The sequence below is a fragment of the Paenibacillus timonensis genome (assembly GCF_022427145.1).
GTDB classification, from domain to species: domain Bacteria; phylum Bacillota; class Bacilli; order Paenibacillales; family Paenibacillaceae; genus Fontibacillus; species Fontibacillus timonensis.
The window spans coordinates 18882-42747 of sequence record NZ_JAKSXN010000039.1 but is presented as its reverse complement, the minus strand read 5'-3'; the positions used below and the strand labels follow the sequence as shown (position 1 = coordinate 42747).

At 56.4% G+C, this 23866-nt stretch carries 20 protein-coding genes and 2 riboswitches; of the genes, 10 read left to right on the top strand and 10 right to left on the bottom strand.

Annotated features, from left to right (window positions below; all coding sequences use genetic code 11):
* Positions 1 to 153 precede the first annotated feature (153 nt).
* The 4 genes from fba to rpoE form a co-directional block, all read right to left on the bottom strand.
* Positions 154 to 1008 (bottom strand): class II fructose-1,6-bisphosphate aldolase, encoded by an 855-nt coding sequence (gene fba / locus MJ257_RS15920; protein ID WP_240270189.1) that lies wholly within the window; start codon positions 1006 to 1008, stop codon positions 154 to 156.
* A 223-nt stretch (positions 1009 to 1231) separates the two neighbouring features.
* Entirely contained in the window at positions 1232 to 1609 is a 378-nt protein-coding gene (locus MJ257_RS15915) for a response regulator (protein ID WP_059040443.1), read from the bottom strand.
* A 161-nt stretch (positions 1610 to 1770) separates the two neighbouring features.
* Positions 1771 to 3372 carry a CTP synthase gene (pyrG, locus tag MJ257_RS15910; protein ID WP_240270187.1) on the bottom strand — a complete coding sequence of 534 codons (1602 nt, stop codon included), beginning with the start codon at positions 3370 to 3372 and terminating at the stop codon, positions 1771 to 1773.
* Between the two features lie 340 nt (positions 3373 to 3712).
* A complete protein-coding gene (rpoE, locus tag MJ257_RS15905) occupies positions 3713 to 4282 on the bottom strand; it encodes a DNA-directed RNA polymerase subunit delta (protein WP_240270186.1) in 570 nt (189 codons plus the stop codon).
* Positions 4283 to 4708: 426 nt separating this feature from the next.
* Between rpoE and MJ257_RS15900 the strand changes: the two genes are divergently transcribed.
* Positions 4709 to 5860 (top strand): S8 family peptidase, encoded by a 1152-nt coding sequence (locus MJ257_RS15900; RefSeq protein ID WP_240270185.1) that lies wholly within the window; start codon positions 4709 to 4711, stop codon positions 5858 to 5860.
* Between the two features lie 91 nt (positions 5861 to 5951).
* On the opposite strand, the gene argS is transcribed toward MJ257_RS15900, so the two are convergent.
* From argS to speE, 5 genes are all read right to left on the bottom strand, one after another.
* Positions 5952 to 7631 (bottom strand): arginine--tRNA ligase, encoded by a 1680-nt coding sequence (gene argS / locus MJ257_RS15895; protein WP_240270184.1) that lies wholly within the window; start codon positions 7629 to 7631, stop codon positions 5952 to 5954.
* Positions 7632 to 8051, bottom strand: a complete 420-nt coding sequence (locus MJ257_RS15890) for a YwiB family protein (RefSeq protein WP_240270183.1) — start codon at positions 8049 to 8051, stop codon at positions 7632 to 7634.
* Between the two features lie 155 nt (positions 8052 to 8206).
* Entirely contained in the window at positions 8207 to 9133 is a 927-nt protein-coding gene (locus MJ257_RS15885; protein WP_240270182.1) for a hypothetical protein, read from the bottom strand.
* Between the two features lie 133 nt (positions 9134 to 9266).
* Positions 9267 to 10136, bottom strand: coding sequence for an agmatinase (speB, locus tag MJ257_RS15880; RefSeq protein WP_240270181.1), 870 nt, complete (start codon positions 10134 to 10136; stop codon positions 9267 to 9269).
* 17 nt (positions 10137 to 10153) lie between these two features.
* A complete protein-coding gene (gene speE, locus MJ257_RS15875) occupies positions 10154 to 10981 on the bottom strand; it encodes a polyamine aminopropyltransferase (RefSeq protein WP_240270180.1) in 828 nt (275 codons plus the stop codon).
* Between the two features lie 210 nt (positions 10982 to 11191).
* Between speE and MJ257_RS15870 the strand changes: the two genes are divergently transcribed.
* The 5 genes from MJ257_RS15870 (at position 11192) to MJ257_RS15850 (ending at position 18058) form a co-directional block, all read left to right on the top strand.
* Entirely contained in the window at positions 11192 to 13267 is a 2076-nt protein-coding gene (locus MJ257_RS15870; protein ID WP_240270179.1) for a transglycosylase domain-containing protein, read from the top strand.
* Positions 13268 to 13358: 91 nt separating this feature from the next.
* The gene (locus MJ257_RS15865) at positions 13359 to 14045 is read left to right on the top strand and encodes a DNA-3-methyladenine glycosylase (RefSeq protein ID WP_240270178.1); all 687 of its coding nucleotides are present in this window, start codon (positions 13359 to 13361) and stop codon (positions 14043 to 14045) included.
* Positions 14046 to 14204: 159 nt separating this feature from the next.
* Positions 14205 to 14570: an ArsR/SmtB family transcription factor gene (locus tag MJ257_RS15860; RefSeq protein WP_240270177.1), complete on the top strand. Its 366-nt coding sequence runs from the start codon at positions 14205 to 14207 to the stop codon at positions 14568 to 14570.
* Between the two features lie 4 nt (positions 14571 to 14574).
* On the top strand, positions 14575 to 16821 hold the full coding sequence (locus tag MJ257_RS15855; protein ID WP_240270176.1) for a heavy metal translocating P-type ATPase: 2247 nt from the start codon (positions 14575 to 14577) through the stop codon (positions 16819 to 16821).
* Between the two features lie 73 nt (positions 16822 to 16894).
* Positions 16895 to 18058, top strand: a complete 1164-nt coding sequence (locus MJ257_RS15850) for a copper amine oxidase N-terminal domain-containing protein (RefSeq protein WP_240270175.1) — start codon at positions 16895 to 16897, stop codon at positions 18056 to 18058.
* 82 nt (positions 18059 to 18140) lie between these two features.
* Here the strand turns inward: MJ257_RS15850 and MJ257_RS15845 are convergent, their stop codons facing one another.
* Positions 18141 to 18653, bottom strand: a complete 513-nt coding sequence (locus tag MJ257_RS15845; RefSeq protein ID WP_240270174.1) for a YwhD family protein — start codon at positions 18651 to 18653, stop codon at positions 18141 to 18143.
* Between the two features lie 290 nt (positions 18654 to 18943).
* On the opposite strand from MJ257_RS15845, the gene MJ257_RS15840 reads away from it, so the two are divergent.
* The 4 genes from MJ257_RS15840 to MJ257_RS15825 all read left to right on the top strand — a co-directional run bounded on the left by MJ257_RS15840 (position 18944) and on the right by MJ257_RS15825 (position 23645).
* On the top strand, positions 18944 to 20944 hold the full coding sequence (locus MJ257_RS15840; RefSeq protein ID WP_240270173.1) for a M1 family metallopeptidase: 2001 nt from the start codon (positions 18944 to 18946) through the stop codon (positions 20942 to 20944).
* 53 nt (positions 20945 to 20997) lie between these two features.
* Positions 20998 to 21828, top strand: coding sequence for a hypothetical protein (locus MJ257_RS15835; RefSeq protein ID WP_240270172.1), 831 nt, complete (start codon positions 20998 to 21000; stop codon positions 21826 to 21828).
* Between the two features lie 221 nt (positions 21829 to 22049).
* Positions 22050 to 22186, top strand: a riboswitch (cyclic di-AMP (ydaO/yuaA leader).
* Positions 22187 to 22190: 4 nt separating this feature from the next.
* Entirely contained in the window at positions 22191 to 22682 is a 492-nt protein-coding gene (locus MJ257_RS15830; RefSeq protein WP_240270171.1) for a C40 family peptidase, read from the top strand.
* 241 nt (positions 22683 to 22923) lie between these two features.
* Positions 22924 to 23149, top strand: a riboswitch (cyclic di-AMP (ydaO/yuaA leader).
* A gap of 4 nt (positions 23150 to 23153) precedes the next feature.
* The gene (locus MJ257_RS15825; protein ID WP_240270170.1) at positions 23154 to 23645 is read left to right on the top strand and encodes a C40 family peptidase; all 492 of its coding nucleotides are present in this window, start codon (positions 23154 to 23156) and stop codon (positions 23643 to 23645) included.
* Positions 23646 to 23866: the final 221 nt, after the last annotated feature.

Here is a 23866-nt window from a genome sequence, read left to right as displayed (position 1 = left end):
ATGATTTTAACGGCAGAAATGGAAAGACACCGTCTAAGCGGTGTACTCTCCAAGTCACCTTATTCAGCTGGACGGTCCAAGGCCTTGTCCGTCCTAAAGCTTGCGCCGTATCCGCCCTAAAGGCAGTACGGCGCAAACGCTTGGCGTTGATCCTTAAGCTTTGTTGTTGGAACCAAACTCGCGGATTTTGCCAACAACCGTAGCCTTGATCGCGTCACGGCCAGGAACGATGTATTTACGAGGATCGTATGCGTCCGGTTTCGCAGCCAAGACTTCACGAACCGCTTTCGTGAACGCAATTTGGTTCTCGGTGTTCACGTTGATTTTGGAAGTACCGAGCGAAATCGCTTTGGTGATATCATGCGTCGGAATGCCTGTCCCGCCATGAAGCACGAGCGGAAGCTTAACCGCATCACGGATTTGTTCCATTTCTTTGAACCCGAGGTTCGGTTCGCCATGGTAAGGACCATGCACGGAACCCAAAGCAGGCGCCAGGGTATCGATGCCGGTTTCTTTGACGATGCGAACGCACTCGTCCAGGTCAGCGTATTTGATGCCGCCGATAACGTCGTCTTCTTGACCGCCAACCGTGCCGACTTCGGCTTCAACCGAAACGCCTTTGGCATGAGCGTATTCAACGACTTTCTTCGTCATGGCGATGTTCTCGTCGATCGGATGATGGGATCCGTCGATCATCACGGAAGTAAAGCCGGCGTCGATCGCTTCTTTACATTTATCAAAGCTCGAACCATGGTCGAGGTGAATGGCAACAGGTACTGTAATTTTCATGTCATGCAGCAGGCCTTCCACCATTTTGACAACGGTGTAGAATCCGCCCATATGACGGGCAGCGCCTTCGGAAACGCCCAGGATAACCGGGGATTTCTCTTCTTCTGCTGCAGCCAGAATGGCTTGCGTCCATTCCAAGTTATTGATGTTGTACTGGCCTACGGCATATTTGCCTGCAAGGGCTTTGTTCAACATGTCAGTCATCGATACTAATGGCATGGGTTTCAATCCTCCTAAGGATGTGGGATTTTATCTTATTTAGCCGACATTCACACACTTTCTTATTATACCACAACCTGTCAAAAATACTATTCATGCTTTCCTTTCGTTTGTGAACGCCTTGTGCTGATTTATCCCAGAAAAAAGAGGCCTCCTTTAGGAGACCGCGTGATCCAACGCCGCTCTTCTAAAGAAGGCCTTCTCTTCATCACGGCCGTACCGCCTAAAGGCGAGCTCCGCCTTTAAGCTGCATGTTGACCGCTGCACGCATTTCATCAATGTCAAAGGGTTTCGTAAAATGCATCAGAGCCCCAAGATCCGTCGCTTCCTTGATCATATCGAGCTCGCCGTAGGCCGTCATCATAATGACCTTGATCTCCGGATTGGCCTCCTTGATATGCTTAAGGATTTCCAACCCGTCCATCCCCGGGATTTTCATGTCGAGAAGCACCAAATCCGGCGAATCGCTGCGGACGATTTCCAAAGCCATTTTGCCGTTGGCTGCCTGAAACGTTTTATACCCTTCGCTGCTGAACACTTCCATCAATAAAATGCGGATACCGTTCTGATCGTCGACAATTAATACTTTCTTCTCTTCCACCGAAAAGCCCTCCTACAAGTCCACCCTGTAATCCTTGTCATAACTAATACTTCGCTCCCGATTTGCAAAACCCTTCTCCACTGGAAAAAAGAGCCTTAAAAAATCAGTCGAGCCAAAAATGACAGGGTGTCCCGGGACTGGCACAAGCGGTCAATCCGCGCTTAGGACAAATGCGCGATCGAGGCTTTCACGAACTCGCGGAACAGCGGCTGCGGACGGTTCGGCCGGGAAGTGAACTCCGGATGGAATTGCACCGCCAGGAACCAAGGATGGTCCGGAAGCTCGACGATTTCCACCAGCCGTCCGTCCGGCGAGGTTCCGGAAATGCGCAGGCCGACGCGCTCCAGCGTCTCGCGGTACGCATTGTTGAACTCATACCGATGGCGGTGGCGCTCGTATACCAACTCGTCGTCATAACACTGCATGGCGAGCGATCCCGGCGCCAGCTTGCAAGGGTACAACCCCAGGCGCATCGTGCCGCCGAGATCCTCGATATCCTTCTGCTCCGGCAGCAGGTCGATGACCGGGTACTCGGTGGACGGATTGATCTCCGAGCTGTTGGCGCCTTGGAGTCCAGCCAGCGAGCGAGCATACTCGATAACCGCCACCTGCATCCCCAGGCAAATGCCGAAGAACGGAATCCGGTTCTCGCGGGCATAACGGATCGTCGTAATCTTGCCTTCGATGCCGCGATCGCCGAAGCCGCCCGGCACGAGAATCCCGCCGACGCCTTGCAGCAGCTCGGCTACGTTCTCATCCGTCACTTCCTCCGCGTTCACCCAGCGGACCTTCACGTCCGCATTCGCGTCAAAGCCGGCGTGCGACAACGATTCCACCACGCTGAGATAAGCGTCGTGCAGCGCCACGTACTTGCCGACGATGGCAATCTCCACGGTTTTCTCCAGCTTGTTGATGCGCTCAACGAGACTCTCCCACTCGCGCATATCCGGAGCTGGCGTCGTCAGTTTCAGATGGTTCACGACGATCTCGTCGAGCCCTTCGTCGCGCAGGTTAAGCGGTACTTCGTAAAGCGTATCCGCGTCCCGGCATTCCACAACCGCGCTGGCGTCAACGTCGCAAAACTGGGCGATTTTCCCCTTGATATCGTCCGAGAGCTCATGCTCTGTACGGCAGACGATCACGTTCGGTTGAATCCCGATGCTGCGCAGTTCCTTCACGCTGTGCTGGGTCGGTTTCGTTTTGACTTCGCCGGCGGCTTTGATATATGGAATCAGCGTCACGTGAATATACATCACGTTCTCGCGCCCGATGTCGCTCTTGATTTGACGGATCGCTTCCAGGAACGGCAAGCTTTCGATGTCGCCGACGGTCCCGCCGATTTCGGTGATGACCACGTCGGAGCCCGCTTCACGTCCGGCGCGGAATACACGTTCTTTAATCTCGTTCGTGATATGGGGGATGACTTGAACCGTTCCGCCGAGATACTCGCCGCGGCGTTCCTTGCCGATGACCGAGGAGTAGATTTTCCCCGTCGTAACGTTGCTGTTTTTCGAAAGATTGATATCGATAAAACGTTCATAATGGCCCAGATCCAAATCGGTCTCGGCGCCATCGTCCGTGACGAACACTTCCCCGTGCTGATACGGGCTCATCGTGCCCGGATCGACGTTGATATATGGATCGAATTTCTGGATCGTTACCTTCAAACCTCTGTTCTTAAGCAGCCTGCCCAGCGAAGCCGCCGTAATGCCCTTCCCCAGTGAGGATACGACCCCGCCTGTCACGAAAATGTACTTTGCCACAACCCAAAACCTCCTAAAGTAGTACGTGTTCACAAATCCATCGGATCCCAGAAATTCAGGCAACTTAGATCATTAGCGTAACCTATTATCCGGTAAATCATAGCTAAAATGGCAATAAAAAAACAAAAAAGTGACACCCGAATAGGTCGGGGCACTTTTTAAAAAATGCATATGTTATAGGTTTGAATCATAAGCCCATGCAATAGTTTACCCGTTACCCCTGCCCGTGTCAAGTCAAGTCGGAAGGCATCCTCTGAACAAAATAAGACAATAAAAAGGACGGCGCAGGCCGTCCTTCAAATGTCGCTCAAAAACCGCGAAGCTCCTGTCCCAAAGCCGATCAATCCTCGTCGCTGTCGTCGAAGTCCTCGTCGGTTTCCAGTTCTTCCTCTTCTTCGGCGAGTTCGTCCTCGTCTTCGAGTTCTTCGTCCGGGAGCAGTTCGTCGTCTTCGACTTCTTCTACGTCGTCATCGTCGTCATCCGGGAACAGCTCGTCTTCGGAGTCCTCGTCGATCGCATCGTAATCCTCTTCGTCGTCGGATACGTACGTATCGTCCTCTTCCACGAAATCGTCGTCTTCCAGATCGTCGTCGTCATCATTAATGATGCGCGGACGCTTGGAGTTGCCGACCGGATCTTCCGAACGCTCGATCGGATACCAGCGCTTCAGGCCCCACAGGTTGGTGCCGACGCAGGCGAACCGTCCATCGATATTTATTTCCGTATAAAGCTGCGCAATCGCCTCGTTAATTTGTTCCTCGGTCATGCCGCGAAGCTGGGCAACCTCATTCATCAGGTCGCGGTAGTAATACGGCGTATTCGCCGCTTTCAAAATCATAAAGGCCAAGTCGACCATCGGGATTTCCTGGACCTTCTCCGGGTCGATTTTCAAATTCAGGGGGGTACTCACGTTACGGACACTTCCTCTCACGCAAATAGTTCACTATAAAGCAAAGATGAAACCTTAACCGTCGGGCCGGTTTCCTTCACTAACATATCCATATCACACAATAGTAAAACCTATTTGGAACCAAATTGCAAGTTTTAAAAACACACCAAAGCCCGCCCGAAAAAAAGGGAAGGAGCGGAGAACCCCCGGTTCTCCGCTCCTTGACTGTATCCTTCCCCAAAGAAGGCCCTGGCCCTCTCCTGGGTTGGCGAAAGCCGCAAGGCCTTCCCTTCATCCTATGTCCAGATTTGTACTTTGACACGCCGGATTCGTGCGAATTGCGGCATGCCGGGCCCATTTCCGCAAAACAGGGCCGCTTCCCCATTCAATGAAAAATGGACCGTCATACTATACTTCAACACGCTTTGTAGGAGGGGCTACTTATACATGGACTACTCCGGATTCCTCAGGTATTTGAACGATCATGTCGACGCCTCCGGAAAAAGCGGTCGTAGCATCATCCGCTTTGCGCACCCGGCCGATTTCGCCGAATGCGTACGTCAATTGCTCAAGCACAAGCGCCGGCATCCTGCGCTGCGGCATGTCCGTTCTTCATCGCTGCTGCAGGCGCTGATCTGCCCCCTCGGTTTACGGGGGGAGGCCGCCCGCTCCCGCTTCGGCCTATGGGTCGAAGAAGACAGCCTCGTCAGCGTTCATAGCCCGGCCCCGGCCAACAAGGGGCAAACCGCCACCGCGATCCCTTGGGGGGTGCGGCGAATCGGTGCCCCGGAAACCTGGTCCGTGTCCACAGGCTACCGGATTCGAGTCGGCGTCATCGATACGGGGGCTGATTTCAGTCACCCGGACCTGCGCCATTCCCTGGCCCGAGGGATCAATCTGCTAAATCGGATCAGCCTTCCGTACGACGACAACGGACACGGCACGCATATCGCCGGAACCATCGCCGCCTCCGGCGGATCGCAAGGAATGATGGGGGTGGCTCCCCGGTCCTTGATTTTTCCCGTCAAGGCATTTGACCATAACGGCTCCGCTTTTGTTTCCGACATTATTTTGGGCATCGACTGGTGCGTACGCAACCGGATGCACATCGTAAATATGAGCTTCGGCATGAAGAGCAACAGCACTTCGCTGCAAAACATCATCCGCAAAGCCCATAACGCAGGCATCGTCGTCGTCGCCTCCTCGGGGAACGACAAAAAGGGCCGCGGCGCCGATTATCCGGCGCGCTACCCGCAGACGATCTCTGTTGGCGCGACCGGCAAGGACGGCAAAATCGCCTCCTTCAGCAACCACGGTCCCAATATCGATATCTACGCCCCCGGCGAAAAAATCAGCTCGTCCTGGCTGGGCGGCGGCTACCGCGAAATGAGCGGCACCTCCATGGCGACTTCCCACGTCAGCGGGGCCGTTGCCCTGCTGTTGGCGATGAAGCCGGACATGAAGCCGGGCGAGATCAAGCGCCGCCTGCGCCGCACCGCCAAGCCGTTGCCCGGCACCGCGGCCAGGGCCAAAGGCGGCGGTGCCGGCGAGCTGAGCGCGGCGCGACTGCTGCGCGCCAAGCCGGGGCGCAGCAGCTAAAGCGCCAAGCCGGAAAGCAACAGCGTCAGAGCGGCGACGCCGTATCGGCCTAGTCGTCTCTGACGCTGCTTTTGCACGATGATTCCGGGAGTTACATCTTGTCCGGCGCGGACACGCCGATCAAGCGGAGCACATTGGCAAGCGCCGTGCGCACCCCGCCGAGCAGCACCAGCCGCGCCGCCGTTTGGTCCGCGTCTTCCGTGATGACGCGCTCCGCCCGGTAATAGCTGTGGAACAGCGCCGCCAGTTCATACACATAGCGGACCAGCCGATGCGGCGCGTAGTTCTCCGCGGCCACGCCGATTTCTTCCGGCAGCTCGCCGAGCTTCCGCAGCAGATCGTATTCGTGTTCGGCCGTCAGCTTGCCGAGGTTCACGCTCTCGGCGGCCGGAACCTGGATCCCTTGCTCTTCCGCTTGACGGAAGATGCTGCAGATCCGCGCGTGCGCGTATTGCACGTAATACACCGGATTTTCGTTGGAAGTCGAAATCGCCAGATCCATATCGAAATCCAGATGCGAATCCATGCTGCGCATCGTAAAGAAATAGCGAATCGGGTCGACGCCAACCTCGTCCATCAAGTCCACCATCGTGACCGCCTTGCCGGTCCGCTTGGACATTTTCACCTTCTCGCCGTCCTGGAACAGGCTGACCATCTGCGCGATCAACACGGTCAGCTGTTCCGGATCCTTGCCGATCGCCTGCATCGCCGCCTTCACCCGGGGAATATAGCCGTGGTGGTCCGCGCCCCAGATGTTGATGATCCGGTCGAAGCCGCGGTCATACTTGTTCCGGTGATAGGCGATGTCCGGCGTCAAATACGTGTACGTGCCGTCATTTTTCACCAACACGCGGTCCTTGTCGTCTCCGTACTCCGTCGTTCTCAGCCAGGTCGCCCCGTCCAGCTCATAGGTCTGCCCTTTATCGCGCAGCTCCGCGAGCGAAGCTTCCACTTGGCCATCCTGATATAGGGAGGTTTCGCTGAACCAGACGTCGAAGCGAACCCGGAACCGCTCCAGATCGCGTTGAATCTTGGCTAGCTCCTTGTCCAGTCCGAATTTGCGCAGGAACGCCGTCCGTTCTTCCTCCGGCATACCGAGCAGCTTATCGCCTTGTTCAGAGACAAGCTCCTTGGCGAATCCTTTGATATCCTCGCCATGGTACCCGTCCTCCGGCATCTCCACGTCCTGTCCAAGCTCCTGGCGGTAACGGGCCTCGATCGATTTGATGAGATTGACGATTTGGTTTCCGGCGTCGTTAATATAGTATTCGCGCGTCACGTTGTAACCTGCGAAATCCAGCACGTTGCACAGCGCATCGCCTACGGCCGCGCCCCGGGCATGTCCAAGGTGCAGACTGCCTGTCGGGTTGGCGCTGACGAACTCGACTTGTACCTTTTTCCCATTACCCAATGCAGTACGGCCGTAGTTCTCACCCTCGCGGTACACCTGCAGCAGAATCGGATACAGATAACTCTTGCTTAACGTAAAATTGATAAACCCCGGACCGGCGATTTCCGCCTTCTCGATCCCGGCCTTCCCGTGATCCAGCTGCCCGAGAATCTCCTCGGCGATTTGGCGCGGGTTCTTCTTCGCGATCCGCGACAGCTGCATGGCCGCATTGGTGGCGAAATCGCCGTGGGCCTTGTCCTTCGGCACCTCCAGCACGATCGCCGGGATTTCCTCCCGCTGCGCCAGCCCTGCGGATACGATCGCGTCCAGGATCGCTTCCCTCAGCGCCTGGTTCATTTGTTCCAACGGATTGTGTGGCATTTAAACGTCCTCCTGTATATGTAAACTGAGTTCAAAACGTCCGGATAGTTCCTCGAACATGTACAAATCGTATTCCCAGATCACCTGACCAACCGCGCCATCCCATCGGGATTCCAGCTTCACGGTGTCGGTAGACAGGTTAAACTTGGTGAAGGGCGAGCGATAAAACCCCGGAATGCGGCAGCCGCTGCGGAAGGTCTGCTCGGCCTCCACGCCTCCGTGGCGCATGATTTTCAGCTCGTCGCCGGTTAGTTTAATCATCGCGCGGGTCTTGGCGCCATTCGGCCCCGGGTCTGGTTCCTCATATCGGATATACAAGGTGTCGCTCCGGCGAACGAGTTCTCCCCGCAGTCGCTGCACCGTTTCCTCCGCTCCCTGTCGGCTCGTCAGCACGAGGCTCACCGGTTTTTTTTCCGGCATACGGCAAATCTCCTTCCGACATCGATCCTTACTGTACTACTATAGCCAGTTCGCCCCGGCAATTCAATACATGCGCGGCACAGCGCGTCTCCCAACCAAAAAGAAGCCGCTGCTTCAGCGGCTCCTTCTCTCGCCCCGGCACGGCCATTCGCGGCCTACAGGGGTTGGCTTAACGCGAGGTATTTGACTTTGCCATCCGCATAATACACGTGAAACCGAAAATAATCGCCAACCTTATAGCTCCAGCGGCTGACCAGCTTCAGCGCCTGCGGCCCCAGCTTCGCTATCACGTCTTCCGTACCGATCCCCGTCTTCACGCCGTCCGCGGACTGATGCTCCGGCCGGGTAAACACGATCATCCGATTCACAGCCAGCACCCCGTCCTTAAATAAACGTGCCTGCTTCACCTGGCCGGTACCGTCGTCGTAAAACGGCTTCGCCCAAACGATCTCCTCCGGCTGGGCCTTAGCCAACCGCTGCTCCCAGCCATCAAAGTCGAGCCCATCCACCCGTGCGGCCTCCGCGTCCAAAGGATCCGGGTCAACCGTACCCGCCTGCTCTTGCTCCACCCTGGCCTGCTCCAGCAGCGCATCCAGCGACGCCAGCTCCTCCCGCTCGCGGAAGAGCCCTTGTATCAGCAACAACACCTGGTCGTCCGCGTAGTAATATTGCCCTTGGTACTCAAAGGCGTTGTCGGTTAAGTCATAGGTCAGCTCATAATGGGTGTCCGCCAGCTTGAACTGCAGGACGATCGGCTTCCGGGAAGCCGCCGGAACCGGAGCCGCAAGCGCGCTTTTCATATCCGTGTAACGCAGCGATTGCAGGAGGACGAACCGACGTTCCGCCGGAACGTCGGCATGGATGCCGTTCCCGCCGGCCGTAATCGCCAGGACCTCCTCTTCCTTAAAGGGAAGATGGTCCAGCAAATACGGCGATTCGTCGGCCGCTTCGTGGTTCGCCTCCCCGGCGGCTTCTCCCGGCTCCTCCGCTGGCGCTTGAACCGGCGCGTTCGTCGAAACGCCGGAAGGAGCATCAGGGCGGCCGTAAAAGATCCAGCCGGCCACCATAACCACAATAATCATCGTAAGGCCCGCAAGCAAGCTTCGGACCGGGTTATTCGTTTTGATAAAAATCCCGCCTTACCCCATGAGAAAGTAGTGATATAAATCATACTATCATACTTTAAACGGACCATTTATAGTCCGATCGGCATATTTATTTCACGAAGCCGAGCAGCATTTCCCGAATCAGCTTCGCCGCTACGATTTGCGTCTGTTCGGTCGGGTCATACACCGGGGCCACCTCCACCACGTCGCAGCCGACAACGCGAACGTCCGAACCGGCGATCAGATGAACCGCCTCCAGAAGCTCCCGCGACGTAATGCCGCCGGCTTCGGCCGTACCGGTTCCCGGCGCGCAGGACGGGTCCAGCACGTCGATATCGATGGTGACGTAAACCGGGCGTCGGCTTAGCTCCGGCAGGACGCTCTTTAACGGCGAGGCCACGTCGTACGGATATAAATGGGTCTCTTCGCGGGCGAACCGGAACTCTTCCATCGAACCGGAACGGATCCCGAATTGAAAAATGTTCTTTCCGCCGATCAGCCCCGCCGCCTTGCGGATTGGCGTCGAGTGGGACAAAGGTTCGCCTTCGTACTGCTCGCGCAGGTCGGCATGGGCGTCGATGTGAACAAGCGCCAGATCGGGGTATTTCTCATAGACGGCCTGAATCACCGGCCAGCTGACAAGATGCTCTCCCCCGAGGCCAAACGGAAATTTTCCGTCGCTTAGCAGGCCCCGGACATAATCGTGGATGATCTCCAGACTGCGGGCAGCATTGCCGAACGGAAGCAGCAGGTCCCCGGCGTCGAAATAGGTGAGGTCGAGGATGCTTTTGTCCAGATAAGGGCTGTACTCTTCCAACCCCACGGAGGCTTGGCGAATGCGGGACGGACCAAACCGCGAACCGGGGCGGAAGCTGACCGTGAAGTCCATCGGCATGCCGTAAATGACTGCCTTCGCCGAAGCGTAATCCCCCGAGCTGCAAATGAACACGTTGCCGGAATAGGCTGGATCGAGTTTCATAGGCGATTTCCCACCTCTTACTTCACGAGATCTTCCACGAATTTAGGCAGCACGAACGCGGCCTTATGGATTCGCGGGGTATAGTATTTCGTATCCAGCTCGGGGATTTTCGTCTCGTCCACCTGCAGCGGATCATGGATCTTGCTGCCCATCGTGAACGTCCACAGCCCGCTGGGGTAGGTCGGTATGTTGGCGCCGTAGACGCGAACGATCGGAAAAATCTCCTTTACGTCCTTATTGACTTTTTGGATCAGGTCGGCCTTGAACCAGGGGTTATCGGTTTGCGCCACGAAGATGCCGTCGTCCTTCAACGCTTCGTAAATCCCTTGATAAAACCCGCGCTCAAACAAAGGCGCCGCCGGTCCGACCGGCTCGGTCGAGTCGACCATGATGACGTCGTATTGATTTTTGCTTTCTATAATATGCATGTAGCCGTCGGCCACCTGCACGTCCACCCGCGGGTTATCCAGCTCTCCGGCGATTTCCGGCAAATATTTCTTGGAATATTCGATCACCTTGCCGTCGATCTCCACCAGCACCGCCTGCTCCACTTCCGGATGCTTGATCACCTCGCGGATGACCCCGCCGTCCCCGCCGCCGACGACAAGCACGCGCTTCGGATTCGGATGAGTAAACAGCGCAGGATGCGCCACCATTTCGTGGTATACGAACTCATCCTTGATCGTCGTCATGACCATGCCGTCCAGCACGAGCATCCGGCCGAATTCCTCCGTATCGAGCATCGCCAAATCCTGAAATTCGGTTTGTTCCGTGACCAGCGTTTCGCGTATTTTTGCCGTAATCCCAAAGACGGGCGTTTGTTTCTCCGTAAACCATAATTCCATGCGCTCAACCTTCTTTCCCTGAATTCGGTGTATTGTCCGCCAAAACTTCTTTCCTATATTGTACCAAACGAAAAAATAATAACACATCTCCCGAGAAATCGGGGTTGCCCCGGCTTTCGGTGTGAATGATCTCTCCCAAACTTTCCCATACTAAAACAAAGACAATCGTAGTACGGATTCGCCCTAGGATTAAGAAAGGAGAGTCTCTTCGTGCAGAAACTCGTTCGCAGTGACCGGCATCATCATAAGCGCAAACCCCGCCGTCCGTGGCTTCTGCTGATCAAGCTGACGATCGGCGCCGGCTTGCTAGGCCTATGCGCCGTCGGCGTCCTGCTCCTCTACTTGTCTCAAGCCGAACTGCCGCTGGCCGATTCGGACCGCAACTCGCAGCTGATCAACAGCCGGGGAGAGACGATCGCGGTGTTCTCCGATGGCGGGAAGAACCGGGAGAGCGTTGAGCTGTCGAACATCTCGCCCTGGCTGGTGAAGGCGACGCTCGCGACCGAAGACCGGCAATTTTACCATCATTTTGGCTTTGATATGAAAGGGATGGCCCGTGCCGCCCTCGTTAACCTCAAGGAAATGGGCACCGTCCAGGGAGCGAGCACCTTGACCCAGCAGTTGGCGCGGAATTTGTACCTGTCGCATGAACGGACCTGGTCAAGGAAAATCAAGGAAGCGATGTACACTGCCCAGTTGGAGATGAAATACGCCAAGGACGACATTCTGCGCATGTACCTGAACGAGATTTATTACGGACACGGCGCATACGGGATTGAAGCCGCCGCGCAGATGTATTTCGGGAAGCCTGCCAAGGATCTCAGCCTGGCGGAAAGCGCGATGTTGGCCGGGGTTCCGAAAGGACCTACTTATTATTCGCCGTTCAATCATATGAAGAACGCCAAGGACCGTCAGCGGACCGTGCTGTCGGCGATGGTCGCCACAGGCGAGATTACGCAGCAGGAAGCCGATCAAGCTTACGAAGCCATGCTGAAGTTCCAATCGCCGAAGCAGCAAAGCCCCGCCGATAAAGCCCCTTATTTCCGCGATTATATCCGGAATGTGGTGGTCGGCGAACTTGGCTTCGACGAAACGATGCTCGAGCACGGCGGGCTCAACATCTACACGACGCTGGATCCCGATGCGCAGCAGGCCGCGGAAGCGGCGGTGGCTTCCGAGCTCGGGAACGCGCCGGAGCTGGAGGCGGCCCTGATCTCCATCGATCCCCGCAACGGGTACGTCAAGGCGATGGTGGGCGGCGCGAATTACAAGGAGAGCCAATACAACCACGTCTTCGCCTCAACCCGCCAGCCCGGATCCAGCTTTAAGCCGATCATGTACCTCACGGCGCTCTCCTCGGGAAAAATGACCAGCGCCAGCAAGTTCAGCAGCCAGCCGACCTTGTTCCATTACGACGATAACCGCAAAACGTACAGCCCGAAAAACTTCGGCGACAAGTATCTGGGCGAAATCGATATGCGTCAGGCGATCGCGGCTTCGGACAATATCTATGCGGTCAATACGATTCTGACGGTCGGAGCGGAGCAGGTCATCGATATGGGGCGGAAAATGGGCATAACCAGCTCGCTTCAGGCCGTCCCTTCGCTGGCGCTCGGTACGTCGCCGGTCAGCCCGTTCGAGATGGCTACGGCATTTGCGGTCATCAGCAACCAGGGGCGCAGCGTCAAGCCGGTGGCGGTGTTGAAAATTACCGATGCCAGCGGACGCGTGTTGTATGAGGCCAAGCCGGCCAAAAGCGAGCAGGTCGTCGAGCCCTCCGCCGCCTACGTGCTGACGCATCTAATGGAAAGCGTGTTTGAGACCGGAGGAACGGGAAACCGCGTCTCGAACGAAATCAAGCGGCCGGTCGCCGGCAAAACCGGGACGACCAGCACGGATGCCTGGCTCGTCGGCTTTACCCCGGAGCTGTCGACGGCGGTTTGGGTCGGCTATGACAAAGGCAAGACGCTCGGCACCACCGAGTCGCGCAAAGCGGCGCCGATCTTCGCCAAGTACACGGAGAAGGCGTTGGAAAAAGTGCCTCCGAAAATTTTTCCGATTCCCGACGGGGTGGTCAGCGTGTATATCGATCCGGGGACGGGGTTGCTCGCCACGAAGGATTGCCCGGACAAGAAGCTGGAAGTGTTCATTCAGGGGACGGAGCCAACAGAGTTCTGCACTGCGCACGGGGAAGGTCAACCCGAGCCGCTGCCGCCTCCGGCCGAGGAGGAGAAGAAGGAAAGCCATTCCTGGTGGAACGACTTGAAGCGTTGGTGGATGGATTAATGCGGCAGGGGTTGGACAACCTGTGCAAAAGTTCTTACGATATAAGGAAGCTAACCGGAGTTGAAAATTGATGAAGGAGACTTCCTTATCTATGGACCCTATCTTGAAAAAGATCAAACCGGGGGCGTCGCTGCCCCCGGATTTTTATCGATTGCCGGCGCTGGAGGCCGCCCCTCTGCTACTTGGGCAGACGCTCGTTCGCCGCACGGAAGAAGGCGACATCCGCTGCCGCATCGTGGAAACCGAAAGCTACGGCGGCGTTGAAGACAAGGGCAGCCACGCCCATGGCGGACGCCGGACGGCGCGGACGGAGATCATGTTCGGCCCGGGCGGGACGGCCTACATCTACCTGATTTACGGCATGTACAACTGCCTGAATGTCGTGACCGGCACGGAAGGGGATCCGCAGGCCGTACTCATCCGTGCCATAGAGCCCTTGACGCCGGAGGACGAAGCGCGAATGCGCCGCTACCGCGGCACGGCTGCCCGCAAGCCGGCGGACTTGTCCGGCGGTCCCGGCAAATTGTGCCGCGCGATGGACATCAGCAAGGCGTTGAACGGTCTGCCCCTCGATCAGCCGGGCGGGCCGCTCTGGCTGGAAGGCGGGCCGGGACCCGGGGGATCGGGGATGCAGGAAGCGATCGTCCAAGCGCCGCGAATCGGCATCGCTTATGCGGAAGAGTATGCGGCGAAGCCGTGGCGGTTTTATTTTCTCGGCAATCCTTATGTGTCGGTTATCGATAAGCAGGCCGAGGCATGGTCGGCCGGGAGGCTTTGAAGCTGGATTGAAGAGGCGCCGAAAGGCGCTTTTTTCATTATGTTCACCTGCCCGCTGCTTCGTAACATTCAAACGAATCTTTGAATATTAAGAAGGATGGGTTATACTGGATAACAAACACATTCAAACATTGATTTGAATATAGGAGGTCGATGATCCATGGCGGATGGGGTAGAGACAGCAGAGGTGTGCGAGCAGTTTTGTACCGAACCCTCCCGCACGAATGGGCTCCGGGACAGCCTGGAGGATCGGGACGTGAACGGAATGGTCCAAATGTTTAAAGCGTTGTCCGATCCGAATCGGGTGAAGATCGCTTATTTTCTGCAGCATCAGGAACTCTGCGTCTGCGATATCGCCGATTTGCTCGACGTCTCGGTGGCGACGGCTTCCCATCACCTGCGCCAGCTGAAGGCCCTTCATATCGCCAAATCGCGTAAAGAAGGCAAAAACGTCTACTATTCGTTAAGCGACCATCATATTCAGACGTTGGTGGCCATGACGCTGGAGCATCAAAAGGAGCGATGAATGCATGAATACAACGTTGAGGAACGATCAAGAGCTCGGCGGCGAAAGCCGCCGCGTAGAGTATCGCGTTCAAGGCCTGTCCTGCCCCAACTGCACCCGGGAGATGCAGGAGGAAATCCAGCGCCTGGAGCATGGGCAGGACGCCTCTCTTCTATATAACAGCGGGCGTCTGCTGATTAACCCCGCCGTCGATTTGCAGCAGGTGGAGCGGATTTTGAAAGGGGACGGAGCGACGTTGATCAAACCTGACCCCGGTTCCCCTGACGGGGCGAGTGCTGCGGCTGTTGCCGGGTCTGTCGAGGGGCGGACTGCCACCGAAACCGGGAGCGCCGGTGAGCCGGAAGAGCATGAAAGCCGTCTAGGTCTGTGGCTGCTGGTGTTAGCCGCCGTGATGTACGGGGTTACGTTTGTCCCTGCTGTGCCAGGCGCGGTGGGAATTGGCTTGGATCTGGCCGCCATCGCGATCAGCGGATATTCCACGTTTCTTCGCGGACTCCGCAATCTGATCCGCCTGAAATTCAATATGGATACGCTAATGACCGTTGCTTTGACGGGCGCGGTCATCATCGGCGAGTGGAAAGAAGCGACGCTTGTCGCGATCCTGTTTGGATTGAACGAGCTGCTGGAGGGCTACGGCATGAGCCGTGCCCGCCGCTCGCTGTCGGCGCTGCTGGAGGCCGCTCCGAAGGAGGCGGTCGTTGTTCGGGACGGACGGGAATCCGTCGTTCCGATCGCGCAACTGAAAGTGGCAGACGTGGTGCTCGTCCGGGCCGGGGAGAAGATCCCTTCGGACGGCACCGTTCTGGAAGGAACGAGCGCCGTTAACGAAGCGGCCATTACCGGGGAATCGATTCCGGTCACGAAACGGCCGGGGCAGCCGGTATTCGGCGGCAGCGTCAATAGCGAAGGTCTGCTCCGGATCCGCATCGATAAGCCGTACGAAGACTCTTCCCTGGCCAAAATCATGCATCTCGTGCAGGAAGCCCAGGATAAGAAAACCCCCACCGAACTGTTCATCGACCGGTTTGCGAAGGGGTATACGCCGGCCATTATGATCTTGGCAGCGCTCGTGATCCTGGTTCCGCCGTTGCTGTTCGGACAGCCGTGGATGAAGTGGGTTTATGAAGGCCTGGCGATCCTGATCGTCGGCTGCCCTTGCGCCCTTGTATTGTCTTCGCCGATCGCGCTGGTCAGCGGGATGACCCGCTGCGCCCGCCTCGGCGTACTGGTCAAGGGCGGCGTACATCTTGAGCAGCTCGGGAAGGTGAACGCGATCGCGTTCGATAAAACCGGCACCCTGACGAAGGGGCAGCCGGAGGTGCAGCGCGAGATCGCGTATGACCCGCAGCGGTTGTACGCGGTAGCCGCCGCTCTGGAGAGCGGCTCCCTGCACCCGCTGGCCGCTGCGGTGGTGCGCCACGTCGCCGCCCACAGCGGCGGCGCCGAGCGGCCGCAGCCCGCCGGGCTCGTGACCTTGCCCGGCGTCGGCCTGAGCGCCGAGGTCGACGGCGTTCGCTGCTTCGTCGGCAGCGAAGCGCTGCTCGCGCAGCTCTCCCGCGGCGGCGAGGAGCAGGCGCGCGTCGCCGAAGACCTCGCGCGCCTGAAGGCGGAGGGCCTCACCGTGGTGCTCGCCGCGGAATCCACGCGCGTGTTGGGCCTGTTCGGCCTCGCCGACGAGCTCCGTCCGGAAGCCCCGGACGTCGTCCGCGCCTTGCACCGCGCCGGAGTCGCCCGCACCGTCATGCTGACGGGCGACCACGCCGCGGCAGCCCAAGGGATCGCCGCCCGCAGCGGCGTCACCGAATGGCACGCCGGCCTGCTGCCGGAGCAGAAGGTCGCGCACATTCAGGCGCTGGCCGGCCGCGGGACGGTGGCGATGGTCGGCGACGGGATCAACGACGCTCCGGCCCTGGCCGCCGCCGACCTCGGGATCGCCATGGGCCAAGGCACGGACAGCGCCGTGGAGACCGCCGACATCGTGCTGATGCAGGACCATCTCGGCCAGCTGCCCAGCGCCATCCGCATCGCCCGACGAGCCGGCCGGATCATCGCCTGGAACATCGGCCTCTCGCTTTCGTTGAAGCTGATCGCCCTGCTGCTGACGATCCCCGGCTGGCTAACGCTATGGATCGCCGTCATGTCCGACATGGGCGCGACGATCATCGTTACGTTGCTGGGTCTGACGATTTTGCTGGGCAAGGATCCGAAAACGCTGGATCCGCACGTTCGGCCGATTAAGGATTCCAATTAATTCCACAACTTTTTGTCATATGGCTCCGTCTATTCCTAAGAGGATATTTATTTTCGCTTAGGAGGCATCGAATATGAGGAGGCATTTCAAGCCTTTCGCTACATTGGTTACGGCAGCATTCGGACTTTTACTGATCGTCACGGCGGGTTTCGTACCGGGCTTGCCCCCGTCGCAGACCGCAGCCGCTGCTTCATCGAAGCAGGAACAGTTTATCTATGGTCTCGAACACCCGACGTTTCGGCAATCCGGCCAGCTTTATGTGCCGTTGAAGGAGGTCGCTCCCCTTCTCGATCTTCAGGTGGGATACGACTCGAACAGCAAAGCGGTTCTTGTCACCGGCCTTCAGCAATTCGCCAAACTGAACGTCGGCAAATCTAAAGCCATCGGGAAAAATAACGTCACCGTCTCCCTGGGTGCACCCGTGCGCGTGATCAAGGGAAACACTTATGTTCCGGCTACGCTGTTTTCCAAAATGTTCGGTGTGCCAATCACCGTTCAGAACGCCAAGGAACCGCAGGTGATCTCGGCGGCCTACGCGTCCAAATATCTTACGATGCGTACCGGCGACATGCTGTTCTGGATGAATAGAACGCAAGGAACCTTGTATGCCGGGCTTAATGGCCAACTGCCTGCCAAGGCCGGGAAGGTAACCCTGCAAAGCCCCGATTGGCTTGGCGGGAAGGCTCGTCAGGTTGACGATTCGACGTACGTACTCGATATTAACAACGCCCATGGAGAGCCGCATATTTTTAACGATTGGTGCCGGGTCCTCATTCATGACGGCAAAGCCGTGCAACAGGCGGTAATGTCCTTCGGCGGTCCTTCGTTCGTTAACCTGATGGAAAACGCGGCCTCCTCCGAGGGGCTCATCGTCCTGAATGACGGGCATCAAGCCAAGCTGGTTACGCCGGAAGGAAAGCTGGCCGAGACGCTGAATCTCGATCAACTGGGCGGTGCCGAAGATGTCTACAGCCTGGAAGCGATGGAGAAGGACTTTCTGCTGATCCGTCCCTATTCCACCGGGAGGCTGCTGCTGATCGACCGGCAGTCCGGCGAACGGACGGCGTTGTATTTGAGCCTGTTGGATCAAGAGACGATCGAACGACTGGAAAGCGATGATATGGGGCTTGATGACGGGTTGGCCTATACTGGCCGTTCCGGCTCCGTCTTGAATTTCAGCTGGCATCCCCCGTTTAGCAGTGAAACCGAAACGAAATCCTTTGACATGTCCAAGTAACTGTATTGATGTTTATAAAAAGCGCCCCCCTCCGGCATCAAACCGGAGAGGGGCGCTTCTCCCTTTGCTTCGTCTATTTCGGTTACGCGTCCAGCGCCGCTTTCAGTTCTTCCGGCGAGCGGTCCCACCATTCCGCGTTGGTCTCGATCAGCAGCCGTTTCAGCCCTGCTTTCTGTTCCTCGCTCAATCCGTCTAAAATCACTCTGCGCTTTAACGCATAATCCATTTTGTTGACATGGTCGGCGAGAATTTTCCAACCGCGGCGCGCCTCGGTGTCAATCCACATCTCGCAGGCCGTCATCCCGCCGTAAAACTGCCCTTCCGGGCCGCGATCCACCGCCACCCAAACGATCCAGACCTGCCGGCCGTTCGGTACGTCCTCGCGGGTGGTCGAGAATTTAATGCCCTTCTCCACCTTGCTTTTGGCATGCATCGCGCCGACGTCGATATACACCTCGTCACCATCGATAATGACGGGTGACATGCTGTTCAAATCGATGGACCCTGCGCCAAAGCCTTTATGTTTGCTCTTCTCGTCGTTACTGATAATATTGAGGGCAAAAATCTTTTTACCCGATTTCGGTGTCTGATCCATAATTCCCTCCATTTTTCCGCGAAGCGGTTGAGTCCAAGATTCGATGTCGATTAGGCCTCTAGAAACCGCATCGTGATAAGAAAAACTTCCTTCGTCGTACACTCCCGGTAGACAGACCGCATTTAGCGGTAGTTTTTCTTGCGATATAAGGATGAGGATTCTCTGGTGCTTACTCCTCCTTATATCTTCAAAAGACGACTTTTTGAACTACCTCTCAATTTTAGCTAATAATCTTCCAATTGCAAACATATACATGCTGTAGATGCTTGTCAACGGGAGGTATCCATTGTATGACCCGACGTACTATTGTCTACAGCATTTCCATCCTTGCCTTATGCCTCACCCTCGGAGCCGCCTGGCTGACCCTGCGGGGAGGCGGGGATTCGCTGGCTTCGTTCGTCCCGGCCAAGGCGGGGCCCAAAGCGGTCCAAAAAACCGGACAAACCCCTGCGCCGCCGCAAGCCGAAAGCATTCAGCAGCCGACCGCCGAAGTGCTCAGCAATCGGGTCGCCGAATACCACATCGACGTTACGCTGAACGAGCAGGACGGCACGTTAACCGGCTCGGAGACGCTGACCTGGACCCATCCCGGCAAAAAAACGATCAACGAAGTGTATCTGCATTTGTATCCGAATGCATTTGTCTCCGAGGATACGACCTTTATGAAGGAATCGGGCGGGAAGCTGCGGAACGACATCATGCCTAAGGACGGCTGGGGATCCATGGAGATCACCGAGCTGCGGACGACGGACGGCATTTCCCTGCTGCATCGGATTCAATACGTCCAGCCCGACGATGGCAATACGAAAGACAAAACCCTGGCCAAGGTGCGCTTGCCCGTGTCGGTCCAAGGCGGCGAAAGCCTGACGCTGCGGATGAAATTCACCGTGAAGCTGCCGAAAATTTTCGCCCGAATGGGCGTGGCCGACGATTTCGTCATGGCGGGGCAATGGTTTCCCAAGATTAGCGTGTACGAGCCGGCCGGCACCCGGGGACGGACATCGGAAGGCTGGAACCTCCACCAGTATCACGGGAACTCGGAATTTTACTCCGACTTCGGGATTTTCAGCGTAAGGATCAACGTTCCCGAAACGTACACTGTGGCGGCCACCGGTTTTCAGACCAAAAAGGCGGTATTGAAGGACGGACGAAAAACCATCCAGTTCTACGCCGACGACGTCCATGATTTCGCCTGGTCGGCTTCGCCGAACTTCATTTATGCGGAGGAGCCGTTCTCATCTGCGGAGGTTCCGGGCGTGCGCATCAAGCTGTATCTCGATCCCGCCCACAAGGACCTGAAGGAACGCTACTTCTATGCCGCCAAGGTAGCGCTGGCAAACTACAGCAAATGGTACGGGCGTTATCCGTATTCCACGCTGTCGGTCGTTGTCCCGCCGGCCAACGGTAACGGAGCGGGCGGCATGGAGTATCCGACCTTGGTGACCGCATTCGGAGCCGCCGGCGATTCGCCCGGCTACGACGAGCTGGAGCGGACGGTCATCCATGAAATCGCCCACCAGTTTTTCTATGGGATGATCGCCAATAACGAGTTCGAGGAAGCCTGGCTGGACGAGGCCTTTGCCTCGTACGCGGAGGATAAGCTGATGGAACAGGAATTCGGCATCGCCCCGAACCTGCCGATTCAGTCCGCTTTGATTACTTCTCCGGCCTCGCTGACCCAAAACGCCTGGAAATACGGTTCCGGGGACGGTTACGCCAAAAACGCGTATTACCGCGGCAAACTGATCCTGCTCGACATCGAGCGGCAGGTCGGCAGCAAAACGATGAAGCGGATTCTGAGCACGTACAGCCTTAAATACCGCTTTAAGCACCCGACAACGGCTGATTTCCAACGGGTCGTTGAGCAAGTGACCAGCCGGAGCTGGAAGGCTTATTTTCAGCAATATGTATATGACGGGAAAATGGCCGATTTCGCGGTGGATCGAATTCAAGTCACCCCGGTTGGTCAGGAGGGGAACCGCCTGTTCGAGTCAAGCGTGGTCTTCTCCCGAAAAGGCGCAACGCATCCGAAGGTCCCGCTGCTCTTTACTTTCACCGACGGACATACCGTACGGAAGCAGTGGAACGGCGAGGACGACCGCGTTGAGATCAAGCTGCAATATAAAGCGCCTTTGGCTTGGGTTCAAATTGACCCGGATTACACCTTGACGGTCGAAAACATGCATATCAACAACTATCTTAAGGCGGAAATCCCGGAACCTACGTTATCCCGCTCCAACATGAGCGTTACCAAGCTGCTCGAGGCGATACTCGGGGCGTTCCTGTGGTAGGCCGGCCCGATGAGAGATCACTTTGATAATCCACCTCTAAAGGAGGGAAAGAAATGAGTTTCGTTCGTTTGGGGTGGACCACCCTGAAAAGCCAATTTCCCTCGGTCATCATCTTGTTCCTGTACCAGCTGCTTTGGGGATTGTTCCTGTACCGGCTGGTCGATTCGGCCGTGACAGCGCTGCTGCAACGATATCCCGACCCGCCGCCCACCGCGCTGTCGCGCATTCTGTTCCTGCTGGAGGGGCAGATCAATTTATGGAGCAATCCGGACGTCCGGCTGTATTGCTGGCTGCTGGCGGGGATGGCGGTGCTGCGCATGGCCCTGACCCCGTTGATTCAAGCCGGGATCCTCTACGGCTTCGCACCTGCCGAAAGTCGAAGCCCGGGCTTCCCCCTGTTCCGGGGAATGAAAGAATTCGGCAAGCCGGTGATCCTGTTTTATGCGCTGGAGCTTATGCTGACGCTGCTGCCCGCCTTCTGGATCGTGCCAAGGCTGCTCTCGCTGTGGCCGGGACTCGCGGGGGTAGAAACACCGGCTACAACCTGGCTCGCCGGGCTCGGATTGATTCTAGGCTGGCTGATCTACGGCTGGCTGATCCGGCAGTGCCTGCTATTTGCCCAGTTTGGCTATTTGTTCAAGGCCGGCGTCTGGAACTCCCTGCTGCTATGCTTCCGGAGTCTCCTGCAGGCCATCGGCATTTCGGCGATTCTCGGGTCCTTTGGACTACTTCTCTTCCTGCTGTTCGGAACCGTCTCCTGGTTTTGGACCGGCATGCTGGCCCTCATCTTGCAGCAAACCTATCCCCTCTTTCGCAGCGCGTTTAAGGTTTGGAAGGTCGCCTCTCAATTTCATCTTTGGCAAACCAAGGCACAAAAAAGTTAAAATTTTTTTACCCCGCTAAACCCCAGCAAAATCAAGGCCTTCGCCGAACGGCGGAGGCCTTGAGTCCTATTTTCCCCTCTTAATCTTGTGAATTAACCATTGCCAAAAGATACCTGACTTTGTTACAATAACAGCAACGCAATTTCAGTAACAGTTTTGTAATTATTTTTGTCATCTTTGGCAGGAGAATGACGCCGGATGTCGAATATGTAAATTCAGGTGTGAAATCAAAGCCGAATTCCCTTCGCCAGGGAAACGGGGGAACCACTTTGGGTGAATTGATCTCGCTTTAGAGGGATCATAGGGAACCTTCAACCGAATCCTTAAGCTAACCTCGTAGGCATTGGAAGGAGCATAACTTCTTGAAAAAGCGTTTGACGGTAGCAGCAGTAAGTTTTGCCTTGCTTTTCACCATTGGAACTGGTAGCGTTTTCGCCGATTCCAAATTGGACGGCGTAATCGACGGCGCGCTTGGAAGCGACTATGTTTCCGGCGGCACCACCACAGCCGGTTTCGACTGTTCCGGATTTACCATGTATGTCTTCTCGAAAATCGGCATCAAGCTGCCTCACCAATCCGGATCTCAATACAAAATGGGAACCGCGGTTGAGAAAAGCGAATTGATCGCCGGCGATCTGGTCTTCTTCAATACTTCCGGTAAAGGCGTATCTCATGTCGGCATCTACGTCGGCGACGGCAAATTTGCTCATGCCTCCTCTTCCAAAGGCGTAGTCATCAGCAAATTAAGCGAGAAGTATTACGTCGAGCGTTACGTTGGAGCCAAACGGATCATGAGTACCGACAAGTACGAAGATGTAACCGGTGAAATCGCTGAACACGATGATGTTCAATAAGAACTGCCACGAAGCCCGTGGGGATGTTGATACCAACGTCTCTGCGGGCTTTTTCCTTTCCCGCGCCCCGTCCCCTTAGGAACCATTACCCACGGAATCCTTCGTCAAAACAGGCCAAAAGAAGCCTTTTTCCCTACAAACTTGTCAACTCTGGACGCCTTTGGTAAAATGAACAACGTAAATAGTAACAACTTTGTAATGATTGTTGTAACTGTTCTTGTGCAACATCTGGGGTGCAAACTACAATGAAATGCCGAATTCCCAAGCACCCGGGAAACGGGGGACCCACCAAAGGGTGAATTGATCTGCTTCGTGATGGAAAGACGCCTTTTTGCATTTCCCTTTCCAATCAAGGTTAAAAAGTTAGGTTTGGAGCACCGAGAATTTAACCCACCTCTATAGTGAGATCATAGGGAACCTTCAACCGAATCCATAAGCTAACCTCGTAGGCCATGGAAGGAGTATGACATCTTGAGAAAGACTTTGACAGCAGCGGTAACGAGTTTAGCCCTTCTGTTCACCTTAGGGGCAGGGAGCGCCTTTGCCGACGCGGAGACCGCGGAATCCACGCCGCTCGCCAGCATCGTGGATTCCGTGTACGGGACGCCTTATAAATTTGGAGGCACCACGGCGTCGGGATTCGATTGCTCCGGGTTTACCCGGTACGTGTTCAGCCAAATGGGCATCAAGCTTGCGCGTGTATCGACCGCCCAGTATAAGCAAGGGACGCCGGTACCGAAGAGCGAACTCCAGGAAGGGGATCTCGTCTTCTTCAAAACCACGGGAGCAGGCAAAGTATCGCATGTCGGCATTTACGTTGGCGACGGCGAATTTGCCCACGCGTCTTCCTCCAAGGGCATTCGCATCGACAAGCTAAGCAACAGTTACTATCAGAACCGCTACGTTGGCGCGAAGCGAGTTCTCAGTAAATACGGTTATTCCGTCTACGCTGCGGAATCTTGATCACCCTGGTTTCATCAAGTTCATCGTCTCTCGCCGCAAGCTGCATTTCCGACAGGAACAGCTTGCGGTCTTTTTATGTCCGCGGCCTTATCTATATAACGAGACATCCGGCAAAAAGGTTACCGGAAAGTTGGAAATCCGGTGAAAATCCGTGAGTTTCCTCCCCGGGGCAAAGGACTTTACAAGCTGCGTAAATCCGGCTATTGTGAGGGTAATAGAAG